The 18364-nt window shown below is 74.9% G+C and carries 10 protein-coding genes and 1 pseudogene; 9 read left to right on the plus strand and 2 right to left on the minus strand.

The window, feature by feature from the left end; all coding sequences use genetic code 11:
- The first annotated feature begins 47 nt into the window (after positions 1-47).
- Complete coding sequence (locus tag LZF96_RS03960) at positions 48-1499, plus strand: hypothetical protein (RefSeq protein WP_233865654.1); 1452 nt, start codon at positions 48-50, stop codon at positions 1497-1499.
- Here LZF96_RS03960 and LZF96_RS03965 read toward each other — a convergent pair.
- On the minus strand, positions 1403-2845 hold the full coding sequence (locus tag LZF96_RS03965) for a PP2C family protein-serine/threonine phosphatase (protein ID WP_308294141.1): 1443 nt from the start codon (positions 2843-2845) through the stop codon (positions 1403-1405). The two genes, LZF96_RS03960 and LZF96_RS03965, sit on opposite strands and share 97 nt — an antisense overlap.
- Before the next feature lie 563 nt (positions 2846-3408).
- Between LZF96_RS03965 and LZF96_RS03975 the strand changes: the two genes are divergently transcribed.
- From LZF96_RS03975 to LZF96_RS03995, 5 genes are all read left to right on the plus strand, one after another.
- Entirely contained in the window at positions 3409-4917 is a 1509-nt protein-coding gene (locus LZF96_RS03975; RefSeq protein ID WP_233865655.1) for a HEAT repeat domain-containing protein, read from the plus strand.
- Between the two features lie 264 nt (positions 4918-5181).
- Positions 5182-6306, plus strand: a complete 1125-nt coding sequence (locus LZF96_RS03980) for a glycosyltransferase family 1 protein (protein ID WP_233865656.1) — start codon at positions 5182-5184, stop codon at positions 6304-6306.
- Entirely contained in the window at positions 6303-7628 is a 1326-nt protein-coding gene (locus LZF96_RS03985) for a glycosyltransferase (protein WP_233865657.1), read from the plus strand. Before LZF96_RS03980 ends, LZF96_RS03985 begins: the two co-directional genes overlap by 4 nt.
- Positions 7625-8734 carry an SGNH/GDSL hydrolase family protein gene (locus LZF96_RS03990; RefSeq protein WP_233865658.1) on the plus strand — a complete coding sequence of 370 codons (1110 nt, stop codon included), beginning with the start codon at positions 7625-7627 and terminating at the stop codon, positions 8732-8734. Before LZF96_RS03985 ends, LZF96_RS03990 begins: the two co-directional genes overlap by 4 nt.
- A 5-nt stretch (positions 8735-8739) precedes the next feature.
- Positions 8740-12438, plus strand: coding sequence for a hydantoinase B/oxoprolinase family protein (locus tag LZF96_RS03995; protein ID WP_233865660.1), 3699 nt, complete (start codon positions 8740-8742; stop codon positions 12436-12438).
- A gap of 32 nt (positions 12439-12470) precedes the next feature.
- Here LZF96_RS03995 and LZF96_RS04000 read toward each other — a convergent pair whose 3' ends face one another.
- Positions 12471-12923 (minus strand): Crp/Fnr family transcriptional regulator, encoded by a 453-nt coding sequence (locus LZF96_RS04000; protein WP_233865662.1) that lies wholly within the window; start codon positions 12921-12923, stop codon positions 12471-12473.
- A gap of 585 nt (positions 12924-13508) precedes the next feature.
- Here LZF96_RS04000 and LZF96_RS04005 point away from each other — a divergent pair.
- From LZF96_RS04005 to LZF96_RS04015, 3 genes and pseudogenes are all read left to right on the plus strand, one after another.
- Positions 13509-15524, plus strand: coding sequence for a SpoIIE family protein phosphatase (locus LZF96_RS04005; protein ID WP_233865664.1), 2016 nt, complete (start codon positions 13509-13511; stop codon positions 15522-15524).
- Between the two features lie 117 nt (positions 15525-15641).
- Positions 15642-17198, plus strand: coding sequence for a hypothetical protein (locus tag LZF96_RS04010; RefSeq protein WP_374203093.1), 1557 nt, complete (start codon positions 15642-15644; stop codon positions 17196-17198).
- Between the two features lie 190 nt (positions 17199-17388).
- Positions 17389-18264, plus strand: a pseudogene (locus tag LZF96_RS04015) (hypothetical protein); the annotation flags it as partial.
- Between the last annotated feature and the right edge of the window lie 100 nt (positions 18265-18364).

The raw sequence follows: 18364 nt of genomic DNA on the forward strand, positions 1-18364 counted from the left end.
CCGGCGGCGGGCTAATGTCGGGTCAGCCGAGATCCTGGGGGCTTGACGTGACCAAGGGACCCAACGCCCGGCTTGCCGACCTGTTCGGTCTGGCCGGCTGGTCGAAGGGCGAACTCGCCCGACTCGTGAACCGCCGTGCCGCGGCCCGTGGCCACGCGCAACTGGCCACGGACACCTCGCGGGTGCGCCGTTGGATCGAGTTGGGGGAGATTCCCCGCGACCCGGTACCGGACGTGTTGGCGTTCCTGTTCACCGAGCGACTCGGTCGTGTCGTGACCATCGAGGATCTCGGGTTGCGCCGGAGGGAGGAGACGGGGAAGCGCAGGGCCGTGGACGGCCTGCCCTGGAATTCCCGACGGACGGCCGCGGTCCTCACCGAATTCACGGGAATGGACCTCATGCTCAACCGACGCGGCATGGTGGGCGCGGGCGCCGCGCTCGCCGCGGGATCAGCACTCAGCGACGCCCTGCACGGCTGGTTGCGGGCCGCCCCCGCCACCGACCCCGACATCGTCGATCCGACCGATCTCGACCGTTACGAGGCCACTCCGGTCGGCTCCGACGAGATCGAGGCCCTCGAACGTTCCGTGGAGATCTTCCGCCGTTGGGACGCCTCCCGCGGCGGGGGGTTGCAGCGCAAGGCCGTGGTGGGCCAACTCAACGAGGTGGGCGGGATGCTGGCCTACCGGCACCCCGACCACCTGCAGCGCAGGCTGTGGGGGGTGGCCGCCAACCTCTCCGTCCTCGCCGGATGGATGTCCCACGACGTGGGCCTGGAACCCACGGCGCAGAAGTACTTCGTGATCGCCGCGCACGCCGCCCGGGAGAGCGGGAACGCGCCCCGGGCGAGCGAGGCGCTCTCCCGGGCGGCCCGTCAGATGGTCCATCTGAAACGGCCCGACGACGCCCTGGACCTGATGCGGCTGGCCTCCTCGGGGGCGGGGGAGCGGGCGCTGCCCCGCACCCGGGCGATGTTCCGCACCATCGAGGCATGGGCACAGGCGTCCAAGGGGGAGGGGCAGGCGATGCGCCGTTCGCTCGGCGAGGCGGAGGATCTGTTCGTATCCGACCGCGGTGACGGCCCACCGCCGAGTTGGATGCAGATGTTCGACGAGGCGGATCTGCACGGTATGCAGGCGCTGGCCCACCGCACCCTGGCCGAACACGACCCGGGAGCCGCCGCCACGGCCGAGCACCACGCCAAACTCGCCCTGCGACTGCGGGGCGGGGGACGGGAGCGCTCCACGCTGCTGGACCACATCTCGCTGGCGTCGGCGTGCTTCCTGGGCGACGATCCCGACCAGGCGGACCGCCACGCCCGACTGGCGCTGGCCACGATGAACTCCACCTCCTCGCACCGGACCTGGGACCGGCTGCGTGAGATGTACCGGCTCTCGGCCGTCTACGGCGGCCAACCGCGCATCGACGACCTGCGCTCGGAGATCGAGGCGGCGCTGCCCACGGCTCCGCGACCGGCCCGCGACCCCGCGGGGGTCTGACCCCGGCACCGGTCCGTGCGGCCGTCCGTCGGCCGCGCGCGCCGGCCCGGGGCCGGACGGGCCCCGCCCGGCCTCCCCTCCGGGTCGCCCCGTTCACCACCCGGCGGGCCCCGATGGATGGGGGAGCCCGGGGGTCCCGTCCCCTCCACCCCCCGTCCCCCGCCCCCATCCGTCGGACGGATCACCAACAGGCAGGCATCCCCCGGGAGTTCCACCGGATCGGCGGCGGACACCACCAGGTCGGCGACTTCCCCGGCGTCGGACGCGGCGGGAATCGCGGCGGCCAGGGCGCGCAGGCGCGGGTGCGGTCCGGTGCCCCCCGTCACCGAGCGGGTGACGGGGAACAGCCGCCCGGTGTACAGGAGCAGGGTGTCCCCCGGCACCAGCCGATCGACGCGCTCCCGGTGGAACCGATCGTCCCCCGTCCCCAACGGCTCCCCGGGAGGTCGGGGGAGCACCCTGCCCCCCTCGCCCCGGAAGACCAGCGGAGCGGGGTGCCCGGCACCGGCCCACCTCAGCAGGTCCTCCCCCGGGCGGTAACGGCAGCACAGGGCGGCCATCGGCACCGGACGCCCTCCGCTTCCCACCACCTCCGCGAGGTGATCCAGAACCCGTCCCGGCGCCGCGCCGGTCAGGGCGACGCCGCGCATCGCCCCCACCAGCAGGGCCGACACCCCGGCCCGCGCGGCGGGATCGACTCCGATGCCCGGGCCGGCGTCCCCCGTGCCCAGGGCCACGCTCCCGTCCGAGAGGCGGAGGAAGTCGTACCACGCGCCCCCCGCCGGCGCCCCCGAGGGACCGGGCAGATACCGTGCGGCGATGTCCGGCCCGTCGCCCTCCCCCGTCCCCACCGCCGGTCCGGCGGGGACCGGCCAGGGGGGAGGAGCGGTCCACGACCGTCTCCGTTCCGCCGGCCGACGGAACCGTTCGGTCGTCCCCGCGCCCGGTCCTTCCCCGGCGGAACCGTCCGCGCCCGCCGCGGGGGCGGTCTCCCTCGCCATCGCCCATATCGCGGTGGTGTTGCCGTGCTCGTCCATCACCGGCTCGGCGGTGAACCGCACCGGGACATCCGGTCCGTCGCCGGGATCGGTCACCCGGAACCCGCACTCCACCCGTCGGCCGTCCACCAGGCACCGGGTCAGCGCGCCGGTGAACAACGGTCTGTCCTCCACCCGGAGCAGGGCGGGCAAGCGGTCCGGCGTCAGCGGCCCCTCCGAGGGGGGCCGGCGCAGAACGGCGAAGAACCCGGGGCTCCAGGTCACCCGGTCGGTCACCAGGTTCCACTCCGCCGTGCCCACCCGTTCGCCGCGCCTCCCGGCTCCCGTCCCGGGAGACGCGGTGCGCACGTCACATCCGGTGTGCCCGGGAGCGGGCGGCCCGACCTCCCGTCCCACGGGCCCCACCCCCGGCACCCGTCCCCGGTCCAACCGTTCCAGCAGTACGACCAACTCCTCGGCGCGCCGTGCCGCTGGTCCCCACCCCGGCCTCGGATCGCCCCCCTCGTTCCCGGAGTCCGGTTTTCCCCGGCGGGCGACGGCGATACCCTCTCGGAGTCCTCGCGCCCGCGCGATGAGGTCCCGGAGCCGATTCCCGTCCGGGGAGTCGCTCGCCGAGTGTTCCGGATGCTGGGAGGAGAGCATTCCTGAGCCCCGATGCGGTACGGGCCGGTGCGCTGCCACCGGCGGGGACGGCACGAACGGTCTCCGACTCTGGCACAGCTTTCCCGAGCCCGTAAGGGATTCGTGGCCGGCCGGGCCGCTCCGTCCGCCGTCGCCCCGTCCGTCTCCGGGTCGGTGTGCCGGCCCCCTCCCGTTCCACAACCCGCTCCCGGAGCTCCCCCCTCGTCCCCGGCGCGCGGACCGGGGGAAATCCCGTTGCCAGCCGCTTCCCCTCCCCGGATGCTGAACTCATGCACGCAGGTCCGTTCGAAACAGACATAGCGCCCAGCGGCTCGCTGCTCGGGCTGCTCCGGCGCGGCCGGGGGGACGGTGCGCTGCACGCCCTCGCGGCGCCGCGCACCGAGGCCGTGGAGGCCCTCGATCACTGTGTGCGGTGGGACCCCCGTCGGGACTGGCGGGTCGAGCACCGATCCCTGTACTACGCGCGTCTGTACATCGAGCTCTCGGCCGACCTCGACGCGGTCGAGGACCATCTGGCCGCCCACGAGGAGCTCCCGATCCACACCGGCTCCCGGGGGGTGTCGGGGGAGGGTGGCGAGGAACGGGTCGGTCTGGCGATCGCGGTCCTCGGTCACCTGGCCCGCTACGGGGACCGGCGGGCTCCGATCCTGTTGCGCCGGCACATCCGGGCCGGGGCCGGCCGGCTGTGGGCCCTGGACGAACTGGCCGGGTGCGAGGACGACGAAACGCTGCGCGCCCTCGGCCCCGTGGTCCTCGCCGGTTTCCCCGACGACCGGGAGGGGGCGGTCTCCCTCGGCGTCGCGATGCGCGATGCCTGGGAGCCCCGTCCCTGGCGGCTGTGGGAGGAGGATCCGGCACGTCCTGCCCAGGGAGCCCGGTTGCGGGAGGCCCGGCGAGCGGCGGACTTCGACCGCTGGCGGCGCCAACTGCGCCCCGACACCCCCCGACCGGACTGGAGCGTGGACTCCGTCCTCGCCCGGGCGAACCGGGACCGGGAGGAGAACCCCGACGACTTCCGTCCCGACGCCGCCGCCCGCTGCCTCGCGGTGGTGGCCGGCCCCGACGACCGGCCGCTGCTGCGCTCCGTCGCCCGTGCCGGTGCCCCGGGCGAACGGATCACCGCCCTGCGCTACCTCGCCGAGCGCGGCGACCCGGCCGCCCCCGGACTGCTCCGGGACGCCACGGCCCCGGGTTCCCACGAGGACGTGGCGCGGGCCGCCCTCCTCGCCCTCACCCGGATGCGGGGGGACGACGCCCTGGCCCTGGCCCGTGCCCTGTGCGGGGAGGAAGGGGGGCTCCCCGGCGCGTCCGACCCGACCCCGGCCCCGACCGGCGTCGCCGCCGGCGTCCTGCTCGCCCGCCACGGCTCGGCCGCCGACGGGCCCACGGTGCTGGAGTCCCTGCGCACGGCCGTGCGGTGGACGGGGGACCCCCTGATCGAACAGCTGCTGCCCGACCTGGTCGACGGGGTGGGGCGACTGGGCCCGGACGGTGCCGCACCCCTGCTGCGACACCTCTACCGCGAGACGCTCTCCTCCCTGCTGCGGGGCCGCACCGCCCCCGCCCTCGCGGCCACCGATCCCTCGTTCCCCGCCGGGTTCGCCGTCGAGTGCCTGTGGGACTGCGAGCAGGACACCCGGGAGACCGCCGCCCGCTTCGCGACCACCGGGGACGCCCGGGTGGTGGAACGGTTGCGCCGCCTGGCCGCCGATCCGGCGGAGTGGGACGAGGTCCAGAGCGCGGTGCGCGGGCGACTGGACGGCACCCCGGGACGCTGAGCCCCGAGGGTCCTCCCCGTACCCCGGGGCCACCGGGGTCCGGTGTCGGGCAACGGACGGGGCCGGGATCCCGCCGGCGCCCGGCGTTCACCCACCGCCCGGCGGCGGGAGCGCGACACCCGGACGCCCCCTGTTCCTCCCGGGTCCCGGGCGCACGCCCCCGTACCGGTGGGGCGCCCGGGTGTGTCAAGCGCTCATGGGACGTTTCCCGGGCCGACACGCCGACGTGGGCGAAAAAACGTCCGAGCGGGCGAGAACCACACCATGCGCGTCGTCATCGTGACCGAGTCCTACCCCCCGGACGTCAACGGGGTGGCCCACTGCGCACTGCAGACCGCACGCCACCTCGCGCGGAGCGGCCACCACCCCCTGGTGATCGCACCCGCCCCGGCTCCCGGTGTGCGGGTGCCCACCGACGGACCCGCCCCCGTGGTCTCCATCCCCTCCCTCCCGCTTCCCGGCTACCCCCAGGTGAGGGTGGCGCTCCCCAGCCGCCGGCTCGCCCGTGCGGTGGCCGACCACCGACCCGACATCGTCCACCTGGCCAGTCCCTTCGTCCTGGGCCCGCGCGGTCTGGCCGCCGCGGCCCGGGTGGGCGCCCCGGTCGTCTCGGTCTACCAGACCGACCTCGCCGGGTACGCCCGCACCTATCTCGGCGCCGGGGAGGCCGCGGCCTGGCGTCGCATCCACGCCGTCCACACCGCATCCGACATCACCCTCGCCCCCTCCACCTCCTCCCTCCGCGACCTCGAGGAGCACGGTGTGCCCCGGGTCCGGCTGTGGCCCAGGGGCGTGGACACCGCACGCTTCGACCCCGCCCACCGCGACCCCGACCTGCGCCGCTCACTGACCCCCGACGGCGAACTGCTGATCGGGTACATCGGTCGGCTCGCGCCCGAGAAGCACGTCGAATTGCTGGGCCCCGCCGCGGCCCTGCCCGGCGTCCGCACGGTGGTCGTCGGCGACGGCCCCAGTGCCCCCGCCCTGCGCGCGGCCCTGCCCGGGGCGCATTTCACCGGCCGGCTCACCGGCCACGACCTGGCACGGTTGCACGCCTCCTTGGACGTCTTCGTGCACACCGGTCCCTTCGAGACCTTCTGCCAGACGGTGCAGGAGGCCCAGGCGTCCGGAGTCGCGGTGATCGCCCCCGCCGCGGGCGGCCCCCTGGACCTGGTGGACCACGACCGCACCGGGCTGCTCGTCCCACCCGGCGACGGCGGGGCGCTGCGGGAGGCCGTGGCGGCGCTGCGCGACGATCCGGCGCGGCGGGCCCGGCTGGCCGCTGCCGGCGCGGAGGCCGTGGCCGGCCGGAGCTGGGAGGCGATCGGCGACCGGTTGCTGGAGCACTACCGGCGGGTGCTCCGGAACCGGACGGCGGTCGCGCGGTGAGCCGCGCCGACCGCGGCCTGCGGATCGTGCGGCCGGCGAACTTCGTCGCCCCCGCCTCCGGCGGCCTGCGCACCGCGCTGATCGAACTGGGAGCCGGGTACCTCGCCGCCGGCCACGACCCCGTGCTGGTGGTGCCGGGTACCGGGTTCTCCGACCTCCGCACCCCGGCCGGTCGGGTCATCACCCTGCCCGATAGCCCCCGGATCCCCGGTACCGGCGGCTATCGGGCACTGACCGACCGTCCACGACTGGCGGCCCTGCTCGGCCGGTTGGCACCGGACCGGTTGGAGGTGTCCGACCGCACCACCCTGCGCTGGACGGGGGAGTGGGCCCGCCACCATCGGGTGCGGGCGGTCATGGTCTCGCACGAGAGCGTCGACGGTGTCCTCGCGGCCCGGGGGACCCCGCTCCCGATGGCACGGGCCGTCGCCGACCGCCTCAACCGGCTCACCGCCCGGGCCTACAGCCGGGTGGTGTGCACCACCCGCCGGGCGGAGGCGGAGTTCGTCCGGATCGGGGCGCGCAACGTGGTCCTGGCACCGCTCGGGGTGGATCTGGGGCGCCGCCGGCCGGAGCTGCGGGACCCCGCGCTGCGGGCCCGGTTCGCGACCCCCGACGAGGTGTTGCTCCTGCTCTGTTCGCGGCTCTCCCCGGAGAAGCACCCGGAACTCGCCCCGGACGCGCTCGCGGACCTGCGGGCGCGCGGGGTGGGGGCCCGCCTGGTGGTGGCCGGGGACGGCCCGCTGCGCGGCCGGATGGCGGAACGGGTCCGGGCCGACCGACTGCCGGTGGTGTTCGCCGGACACATCGGCGAGGCCGGCCGACCGGCGGCCCTGCAGGCGTTCGCCGACATCGTCCTGGCCCCCGGTCCGGCCGAGACCTTCGGGCCGGCCGCCATGGAGGCCCTGGCCTGTGGTACCCCGGTGGTGGCGCACGCCGACTCCGCCGTACCCGCGCTGATGGCGAACGCCGGTGTGGCCGCGACCGGCACGGGAAGGGCCTTCGCGGAGGGCGTGCTGACCCTTCTTGACCGGCCAGGACCCGACCGTCGGGCCCGGGCCCGACGACGTGCCGAGCGATATCCGCGGGAGGCGGCCGTGCGCGCCTTCCTCACCGCCCACGAGGCGGCGGCCGAACGGATCCCCGCCCGCCGGCGTACTACCGTCGGCCCCCCGGAGCTTCCGCCGGCCCCCAGCCTCCCGGGGATCGCCCCGTGGCTCCCGGGGGCACCGGTCGGCCGGCGTTCCGTGCCGGCCGTTCCCGCCGTCCCGGTCACCGGGATCGCCGGCGCCGCCGATCGGTTCGGGGAGGGACTGCCGTGAACACGGTCCCGCGGATCGGGGGAGAGCTCCCCTCCGACGAGCTGAGGTACGTCGCGCTGGGCGACTCGCTCACCGAGGGCATCGGCGACCCGCTGCCCGACGGCACCTGGCGGGGGTGGGCCGCGCTGCTCGCGGACGCCCTCGCCACCCCCCGGCGCCCGGTGCGGTTCGAACGACCTGCCCGCAGCGGTGCCCGGTGCGCCGATGTCGCCGAGCGCCAACTGCCCCCGGCCCGCCGCTTCCGTCCGCACCTGGCGTCGGTCCTGGTCGGGGGCAACGACACCCTGCGGACCTCCTTCGACATCCATCACGTGGCCCGCTCGCTGGACACGGTGGTCGGCGGTCTCGTGGCGGACGGGGCCGTGGTGGTCACCGCCTGCCTTCCCGACCCCGGCCGGTTGCTGGGCCTGCCGGGCCCCCTCGCCCGCCCGTTGGCCCGCCGGATGCGCTCGCTCAACGAGGTGGTGCACACCGTGGCGGCCCGGCACGGCGCTCTCCACCTCCACCTCGCCGACCATCCGATGCTGGCGTCCCCCGGATTCCGGAGCGTGGACCGGTTGCACCCGGGAGAACTCGGGCACCGTCTGCTGGCCCGTGAGGTCCACACCCTGCTGTCGGTCCGGGATCCGTACGGCGGGGCGCCGCCCTCCGTGCGCTGTGACCGGAAACCCCCCGGACGCGTGGCGGCGACGCGGTGGATGGCGACCAAGGGCACCCGCTGGGTCCTCGACCGATCACGGGACCTGCTGCCGGGGCTGCTGGGGCTGGCGGTCGAGGAGGCGCGGCACCGGGTGGCGGGGACCGCCCCGCTGCTGGACCGCGCCGCGGAGCACGCCACCCGGGCGGCGCTGGGCGAGACGGGTCCGGCCGTGCCGACCGGTGCCGTGCGGGTGGCGGCGGTCGACTCGGCACCCCGTCGGGACATCCCGGGCCGACCGGCACCGACCCCTCGCTCCCCCCTGTCGCCCGGGCCACCGGCGGCCGAGCGGCCGATCCGGCGGGTCGGTCCCGGCACCGCGCGGCTCTCCCCGGGGGACATCGGGGGAGCCGCGCGCTCCCGGGCCCCGCCGCACCGTGGCCCGACGGCCGGGGATCGGGCACGATGATCGCCATGAGCGGGCGTTGGGAATTCTGGATCGACCGGGGCGGCACCTTCACGGACGTGGTGGCCCGCCGACCGGACGGTGAACTGGTGGCGGGCAAGGTGTTGTCCGAGGATCCCGCGCGAACGGGGGACGCGGCCGTCGCGGGAATCCGTCGGGTGATGGGGTTGGGCGCCGACGAGCCGATCCCCGCCGGGCGCATCGCGGGCGTGCGGATGGGGACGACGGTGGCGACCAACGCGCTCCTGGAGCGGCGGGGCGAACCCACCGCGCTGATCACCACCCGGGGATTCCGCGACGCGCTGCGCATCGGGCAGCAGAACCGCCCCCGCCTGTTCGACCGTCACATCGTGCTCCCGGAGGCGGTGTACGACCGCGTGGTGGAGATCCCGGAGCGGGTCTCGGCGTACGGCGAGGTGATCCTGCCCCTGGACCGGCGGGCCGCGGGTGACGCGTTGGCGACGCTCCGGGAGGCGGGTTACCGCTCCGTGGCCGTGGTGCTGATGCACGGCTACCGGTATCCCGATCACGAGCGGGAGGTCGCCCGTCTGGCCCGGGAGATCGGGTTCGAGCAGGTGAGCGTCTCGCACGAGGTCGCCCCGCTGATCCGGCTGGTGCCCCGCGGCGACACGACCGTCGTGGACGCCTACCTCTCCCCGGTGCTGCGCCGCTACGTCGAGCGGGTCTCCGCCGAACTGCCGGGTATTCCACTGCTGTTCATGCAGTCCAACGGCGGATTGCGGGACGCCGCGTCCTTCCGGGGGCGGGACGCCCTGCTCTCCGGGCCCGCCGGCGGTGTGGTCGGCATGGCCCGTTCCTGCTCGGCCATCGGCTATCGGGAGCTGGTCGGCTTCGACATGGGCGGCACGTCCACCGACGTGTCCCACTGGGCGGGGGAGTGGGAACGCACCGACGGTGGCGAGGTCGCCGGCGTGCGGGTGCGGGTGCCGATGATGGACATCCACACCGTCGCCGCCGGCGGAGGGTCGGTGTTGGAATTCGACGGCCTGCGCTACCGGGTGGGTCCCCGCTCGGCCGGTGCCGTCCCCGGTCCGGCCTGTTACCGGCGCGGTGGGCCGCTCACGGTCACCGACGCCAACGTCATGCTGGGGCGCGTGCGCCCCGGGCACTTCCCGCACGTGTTCGGTCCCGACGGCGATCTCCCGCTGGACCGGGAGGTGGTGCGCGAGGGCTTCGCCCGGTTGGCCGAGGAGACCGAGCGCCGGACCGGGGTGCGTCGCACCCCCGAGGAGGTGGCGGCCGGCTTCCTCGACATCGCCGTCCTGGCGATGGCCAACGCGGTCAAACGGATCTCGGTGCGGCGCGGTCACGACGTCACCACCCACGCGCTGGTCTCCTTCGGCGGCGCCGGGGGCCAACACGCCTGCGCGGTCGCCGACGCGTTGGGTGTGGGCACCGTCGTCGTCCCGCCACTGGCGGGTGTCCTGTCCGCCCACGGCATCGGACTCGCCGACGTGACGGTGATGCGCGAGCGCTCGGTGGAGCGCGGGTTGGACGCGGAGGCCGCCGACGTGCTGCGCGGGGTGTGCGCGGAACTGGCCGAGGAGGCCCGGGCCGCCCTGCTCCTCGACGGTCCGGCCGAGGGGGCGATCACCACCACCGCCCGGGCGCACCTGCGGTACGCGGGCACCGACGCCGCGCTGCCGGTCGAACCGGACGACCCGGAGGCCATGACCGCGGCCTTCACCGCCGCGCACCGCGCCCGGTACGGCTTCGCGGCCGACCGCCCGCTGGTGGTGGCGACCGCGGTCGTTGAGGCGACCCGATCGACGCGGGGCGCGCGTTCCGACGCCCCGGAGGCCGGTGAGGGGGCCGGAACACCGGTCGGGACCGGCCCGACGGTGGAGGCGGAGCCCGTGGAACGGGTGGGGCTGTATGCCGGCGGAGGGAGCCGACAGGCCCCCCTGCACCGGCGCGCCGACCTGCGCCCCGGCCACACCGTGACCGGCCCGGCGCTGATCACCGAGCCCGACGCGACCACCGTGGTGGAGCCGGGGTGGCGGGCCGTCGTCCGCCCGGAGGGTCATGTGGTGATCGAACGCGTCCTGCCGCGCCCGCGCGCCGTCGCCGTCGGCACCGAGGTGGATCCGGTGCGGCTGGAGGTCTTCAACAGCCTCTTCATGGCGGTCGCCGAGCAGATGGGCGTCACCCTGGAGAACACCGCCCATTCGGTCAACATCAAGGAGCGGCTCGACTTCTCCTGCGCGCTGTTCGACCCGGAGGGCAACCTGGTGGCCAACGCCCCGCACATCCCGGTGCACCTGGGGTCGATGGGCGACTCCATCCGGGCGGTGCTCCGTCGCACGGGCGGCACCATGCGACCGGGGGACGCCTACGCGGTCAACGATCCCTACCACGGGGGTACGCACCTGCCCGATGTCACGGTGGTCACCCCGGTCTTCGCGGCCCCGGACCCCGCCGCGCCCGACACACCCCCCGAACTGCTCTTCCTGGTCGCCTCCCGGGGTCACCACGCGGAGATCGGCGGGATCAGCCCCGGTTCCATGCCGGCCTTCAGCCGCACCGTCCACGACGAGGGCATCCTCTTCGACAGTCACCTCCTGGTGCGCGACGGTCGGCTGCGGGAGGAGGAGACCCGGGCACTGCTGACCTCCGGCCCCCACCCCTCGCGAAATCCCGACGCCAACCTCGCGGACCTGCGCGCCCAGCTGGCCGCGAACGAGAAGGGTGTGGCCGAACTGCGGGCCGTGATGGACCGCTTCGGCCGGGAGACGGTCCTGGCCTACATGGGACACGTGCGGGACAACGCGGAGGAGGCGGTGCGACGGATCGTCGCCGACCTCTCGGACGGTTCCCGCCGCTACGAGACGGACTCCGGGGCGGTGATCGCGGTGCGGATCACCGTGGACCGGGAGGCCCGCTCCGCGGTGATCGACTTCGAGGGAACCTCCCCGCAACGGGAGGACAATCTCAACGCCCCGTCCTCGGTGGTCACGGCCGCGGTGCTGTACGTCTTCCGCACCCTGGTGGCCGACGACATCCCGCTCAACAGCGGCTGTCTGGCACCTCTGGAGGTGCGCATCCCCGAGGGGTGCATGCTGGCCCCGCGCCACCCCGCGGCCACGGTGGCGGGCAACGTGGAGACCTCCCAGGCGCTGGTGGGCGCCCTCTACGGGGCGCTGGGGGTGCAGGCCGAGGGTTCGGGCACGATGAACAACGTCACCTTCGGCAACGACCGGACCCAGTACTACGAGACGCTCGCCTCCGGCTCCGGCGCCGGGCCGGACTTCCCCGGCACCTCGGCGGTGCAGACCCATATGACCAACTCCCGCCTGACCGATCCGGAGATCCTGGAGTGGCGGCATCCGGTCCGGGTCGAGGAATTCGCGGTTCGGGAGGGCAGCGGTGGCGCGGGGCGGATGCGCGGGGGTGACGGCGTGGTGCGCCGCCTCCGTTTCCTGGAGCCGATGAGCGTCACGCTGCTGGGCGGGCACCGCCGCGTCCCGCCCTACGGCATGGCCGGTGGGTCACCGGGCGCGCTCGGCCGGGACGCGATGGTGGGCGCGGACGGGGAGCGGCGGGAACTGCGCGGTCGCGACGCGGTGGAGGCCGCCGCCGGGGACCTCCTGGTGATCGGGACACCGGGCGGTGGGGGGTGGGGGATGCCCGGGTCCGATCCGGCCGATCCCGACGACCCCGCTCCCCGACGCGCCGGGGAGGAGTGAGCGGGAGGTCCGCCACGGAGGGGGCGGATCCCTCACCATCCCGCGGTGCGCGGGGCGTAGAGGTCCAGGGCGCGGCTCCGGGCCAGACGCAGGCGGTTGGCCAGGATCTCGGCGAACAGCCGCATCAGGGTGTATCCGAAGGCCGGGTCGTGATCGGACAACTCGCGGACCTCGGTGCCCAGGAACTCGTGGGCCCGCACCGGACTGACGGTCTCGGCCCCGAAGTCCCACTCGTAGGGAGGGAAGAGCCAGGACCATCCCAGCAGGTCGCCCGGGTCCAGGACCGCCACGGAACCGGTGCGTTCCCCCGGAAGGTGCAGGTCCAGGGTGACCGAGCCCGAGCGGAGCACCCAGAAACGGTCGGCCCGACCCCGTTCCTCGAAGATCCGGTGTCCCCGGGGGAAGGAGACCTCCCGGCTCACCGACATGAGACGTTCGCGGTATTCCGGGGACAGGGATTTCAGCAACTGTTTGGGTGCGGGCATCACAACCCCTCTCTCGACCGCGACGGGAGGCCCGCCGGCGGTCGTTCTCCCGGCGACTCCGGGAGGGTCCATGGGCGACCGAACCGGTCGCACCAGGATAGGAACACTCGCGCTATTCCGGCAAAATTCCCCCGAACGGAGGATTGCCGGAACGGGGTCCGGGGCCTCCGTGATCCACCCGGCGCGTTCACCGCGCGGCCCGGGGCCGACGGCAGTTGAATGGATACCCCGGACGAACCGGGATGACGGCGCCCGTCCGGCCCCCTTCCGGGCCGAAGGGCCCGGCAGCCCGCCGGTCCGACGGGGTCGGGTGACCGAGGAGGCGGCATGGCCGGCGAGAAACGACGGAGGGCCGGCGCGCCCCCCGTCGGGACGCCACGCGCCGGTGATGCCGCCGAACCCCCCGAAACCCCGGCGGCAGCCGGGGGCGGGGGAGCCCCGAGGGGGGGCGCGCCGGACCCCGCCCCGCGACACGACGGGCGAGAGGGGCCGTCCGCGTTTCCGCCCGGGCCCGAACCGTCCGATCCGCCGCCCGGTGCCGGCGGCAACCTCGACCCGAGCGGGCCCGGCGAGCCGCCGGGCGGATTGCTGGACCTGCTGCGGGTGGCGGCGTTCGTCCTCGACGAGAACGGCCGCATCGCGCTGTGGAGTCCGGAGGCCGAGCACCTCTTCGGTTACCGGGTCGAGGAGGCGGTCGGTGCCTACGCCGGTCGACTCCTCATCTTCCCCGAACACCTGGAACTCGTCACCGAGTGGTTCCTGCGGGTGCTGGGCGGACAGCAGTGGGCGGGGGTGTTCCCGATCCGTTGCCGTGACGGCTCGGCCCGGCGCGCCGAATTCCGCCATATCAGCATGCGGGCCCCCGACGGACGCCGCCAGATCCTCGGCCTGGCCGCCGACGCCGACACCGTGCGGGAACTGGAGACCACCCTCGCCCTCTCCGACAGCCTGGTCGAACAGTCCCCGATCGGCCTGGCCCTCTTCGACGAGGAGATGCGCTGGCGCCGGGTCAATCCCGCGCTGGAGCGGATCACGGGCATCCCCGCCGAGCGGTTGCTGGGGCAACGGCTGGGTGATCTGCTGCCGGGCGTCGAGCCCACCCGGATCGCCTCCTCGGTCCGCCGGGTGCTCTCCGACGGCCGCCCCGTGGTCGACCAGACGATCATCGGTCGCACCCCCGCCGACCCCGACCGCGATCATGTCTGGTCGGTCTCCTACTACCGGGTCGTGGACCGCGGTGACCGCCCCCTGGGCGTGGCGGCCTCCGCGACCGACGTCACCGAGCGGCACCGGGCCGGGGACGAGGTGGCGGAGGCCCGTGAACGGCTCGCCGTGATCGCCGACGCCGGCGACCGCATCGGCTCCTCCCTGGACCTCCCCCGCATCGCCCGGGAGCTGGCGGACGTCTCCGTCCCCCGCCTGGCCGACCTCGCCACGGTGGACCTGCTGGACGAAGTGCTCACCGGCGACCTCGCGGACCTCGGCGAGCCGGTGCGGATCGACGGCTCGGTCCGCTTCCGGGCCCTGGCGGTGGCCGCCGCCGACGAGGGGGCGGGAAACGCCGCCGCGAGGCGGGCCACCGATCGGGTCGGTGATCTCGCCGCATACGGGCCCACCCGGATGATCACCCGCTGCGTCACACTCGGTCGCACCATCGTGCTTCCCCGCCCGGGGGCCGGGGAACTGCGCCGGATCGCTCGCGACGAGGAGGCCGCCCACCTGTTGGGGGAGGCGGGTGTGCACTCCTACCTCGCCGTGCCGCTCATCGCCCGCGGGCACGTCCTGGGGGCCCTCAGCCTGTACCGCACCACCAACCCCCGACCCTTCGCCCCCGCCGACGTCTCCCTGGCCGGAGAACTCGCCGCCCGGGCGGCGATCAGCGTCGACAACGCGCGCCTCTATCACCGGGAACGTCGCACCGCGCTCACCCTCCAGCGCAGTCTGCTGCCGCCCGTTCCCACCGACCGCCCCGGGCTCGACCTGGCCGCCCGATACCTGCCCGCCGTCAGCGAGGCCGGCGGGGACTGGTACGACGTCCTCCCGCTGGGGGAGGGGCGTACCGGGCTGATCGTCGGCGATGTCATGGGCAAGGGGGTGCACGCCGCCGCCATCATGGGGCAACTGCGCTCCACCACCCGGGCCCTGGCCCGGTTGGACCTGCCCCCGGCGGAACTGTTGGAGCACCTCGACGCGACCACCGTCGGATTGGGGGAGTCCATCGCCACCTGTGTCCACGTGGTGTGCAACCCGGCCGGCGGTTGGTGCGAGATCACCTCGGCCGGTCACCCGCCACCCGTCATGGTGGACGCCGACGGCCGCGCCCACCTGCTGGAGGTGCCGCCCGCCCGGCCGTTGGGGGTGGGCGGGGCGGTCTTCTCACCCCGGCGCCTGCCGATGCCGCGCGGCGCCACCCTGGTCCTGTACACCGACGGTCTGGTGGAGGACCGCCGGGACGACATCGATGTGGGGCTGCACACACTGATGCGGGTCGTCTCCGGCCCGCCCCGACCGATCGAGGAGATGTGCGACGCGGTCCTGGAGGAACTGCACCGTGACCCGCAGGACGATGTCGCCCTGCTGCTGGCCCGCAACCGTCCCTGACCCGCGACCGGCCCCCCGCAAACCTCCCGGCCGATCCCGGACCGGCCCTTTCCATGATCATCCGTGCCGGGGGTCGGCGTCGGGGTGTCGGTGCGGCCGCCTACAGTGTGCTGCGTGATCCCGCACGCACGCTCCGCCCGCACCGGGTCCGCGGAGTCGACCACACCGGCCGTCGGTCCCCCGCCGCGCCCGGCGCCGCGTCCCGCTCCCGGTCCGGCGGCCGACGAGGGCCTGGCCCGCCGGCTGCGCGCCCTGGCCTGCACCGCGCCCCTGCACGACCTGGACGTGCGCAAGGCCAATCTGGCGGGCGAGTACGGCGTGTACACGATGGCCGAGATCGCCCTGGCCGCCATCGACCTGGTCACCCTCAGCATGGATTTCGACGCGGGCGCCGACCACGAACAGGTCGTCGCCCGGCTGCGTCCCCGGGTCACCGCCCAGGCCCCCGACCGGTCCCCCGACGAACACGAACGGGTCGCCCGCTGGGTCCTGGAGAACCTGATCAACGTCGGCAGTGTCGACCGCGGCTTCCGCGTCGTCTACGGGACCTTCGACACCGAGGGTTCCTACGTCCGGCGCGACTACGACTTCAAGCTCATCGAGGAGGTCTCCGGAGCGGACGGGGCCATCCGCCTGCGAACCACCGACGAGGCGGTCAACGTCCTGGTCGGAGCGCTGGACACCGATGTCACCAGTGCCCAGATCGCGGCCGAGGTCAAGCTGGAGGTGCTGATCAACAGGGGGCGCCTCGCGGACGCGCAGCTCGCCGCCGAACAGGCCCGGTACCGCACCGTGCAGTACTCCGAGACCCTGCGCCGCACGCTGGAGGCGACCCGCCGCGATGTCCGGGCCGTGGACTGGATGGAGAGCGTGCCCGGTCTCATCTCCGAGGCGCTGGACCACATCGCCGAGCGCTACCGCCACGAGAACGCCATCCTCACCAACATCCGGCGGGCCAGGGACGAGGCCGAGGACCCGGTGCACAAGAGGCGGGCCGCCGAGCTGGTCGACATCGTGCGGGACTGCATCCGACGCCACACCCGCCTGCAGTCCCGCCTCCTGGAGGCCGGCCCGTTGTTCCGCGCCGAACAGGACCGCCAGGCGTTCTCCTCGACGGCGACCGGCGTCGGCATCGACCTGCACGGACAGATCCTGGCGCCCGTACTGGAACGCCCGCTGGGCGAGGCGCGCCGGGTCACCGACGCCTTCTTCGCACGGGGCGCGGGTCTGCGTGCCCCCGGCGCTCCCCGACTCACCGATCTGGTCGGTCTGCTGCTGACCCCGCCGGCGCCGCGGGAACACCTGGGCTCCGAGCTGCCCGAGCCGGACCTGGTGGCCACCCCCGACGACAGCCGGTTCGACGAGTCCCAGAAGGCCGCGGCGGCCCGTCTCCTGGACCTCTCCCCACAGGCGCCGCGACGCCTCTCCGGTCTGCTCGCCGACGCCCGCCGGATCGACCCCGCACTGCCGCACCTGATCGCCCTGATCGTCGTGCACGCCGCCGCGCCGCCCATCGGTACCGCCTACCGACAGGGTGAGCGCAGGCTGCTCTTCGCGGTGGATGACGGCACCCCGCTGGAGGACCCCGGTTTCGGCGGCGCGGACCTCATCGTCGGCGTACTGGAGTTGGACACCGGGGCGATGGCGGCCGATCGGGCGGAGGCCGCCGCGTGAGCGCCCCTCGGGAGTGTCCCCCGGGTACCGGTCGACCGGCCCGCACGATTCCCGCCCCCCGCGTCCCCGCCGCACCCCCGTCGACACCGGAGCGCCACCCGTGACCGATCCCGGACCCCACCGAGCCCTTCCCGGTCGGGAGAACCCGGGCCCGTCCGCTTCCCCCCGAAGCCCTCTCGGCGGCGGAACGATCGGGAGTCCCCCGCCGGCCCCGACCCCCACCGGTGCCGACCACCGTCCCGGCCCCCTCACCCCGGCCGACGCCGCCGACGCCGCCCGGCTGGTCGCCCTCGGCCTCCAGCCCCGTCTGCAGCCCGCCCGGGACGCCGACTACACCACCCTGCTGCGCCGTTATCACGAGGAACCGACCTGGGCCCGGCTCTGCGACGCGGTCGCCACCGGGCTGGGGCTGGTCGTGATGGAGGTCTCCCCCCGTGCCGGCATGGCCGTCGCAGCCGCGGAGGAATCGGTCTTCGCGGTGCGCATCGGGGACTACGCCCGCCGGGCCGCGGCCGACTCCGCCGACCGTTTCCTGCACGGCCTGGCCCATCTCGCCGTCGCGGCGCTGGCCTTCCCCCGCCCGGCCGACCTGGCCGACGAGGGGTACTCGGGACGGGTCGCGGTCACCGGGGTGGAGTCCTTCGTCCGCCAGGCGTGCGCGCTGCTGGAGGAACGCGCCGCCGCGCGCGGGGAGAACTCCGACCCCGCCACCGACAGCCCCGAACTGGAGGCGGCCTGGCGGGTGTACGCCCGGCGCAGTGCCACCGGGGCCACCAAGGACGCCCGGCGACTCGCCGGATCCACCACGGGCATCGTGGGCAAGGCCGTGGCCTTCCTCGCCGACTCCGGATTCCTCCAGCGCACAGGGGACGAGGGCGGTGGCACCTATCGGACCACACCCCGCTACCGGCTCCAGGTCCGCGAACTGGCGGGCACCGCGGCCATGGCCGAACTGCTCTCCCTGGGGGTGGTCACCGTCACCGACGGCAACGGCACCCTCCGCGCCCCGGACCCCGACGCCGGAGCGGGGGCCGCCACCGGAATCCCGCCCGGTGGCCTGCCCTTCCCGGACCACGGAGTCCCGGACGCCCCCGGCACCCCGCGGAATCCGCCCGCCCCGCCCGCCCCGAATACCCCGAACGTCCCGCAGAGCGCCGAGAGTCCCT

This window comes from Streptomyces sp. ST2-7A (genome assembly GCF_021390475.1).
Classification (GTDB): Bacteria; Actinomycetota; Actinomycetes; order Streptomycetales; family Streptomycetaceae; genus Streptomyces.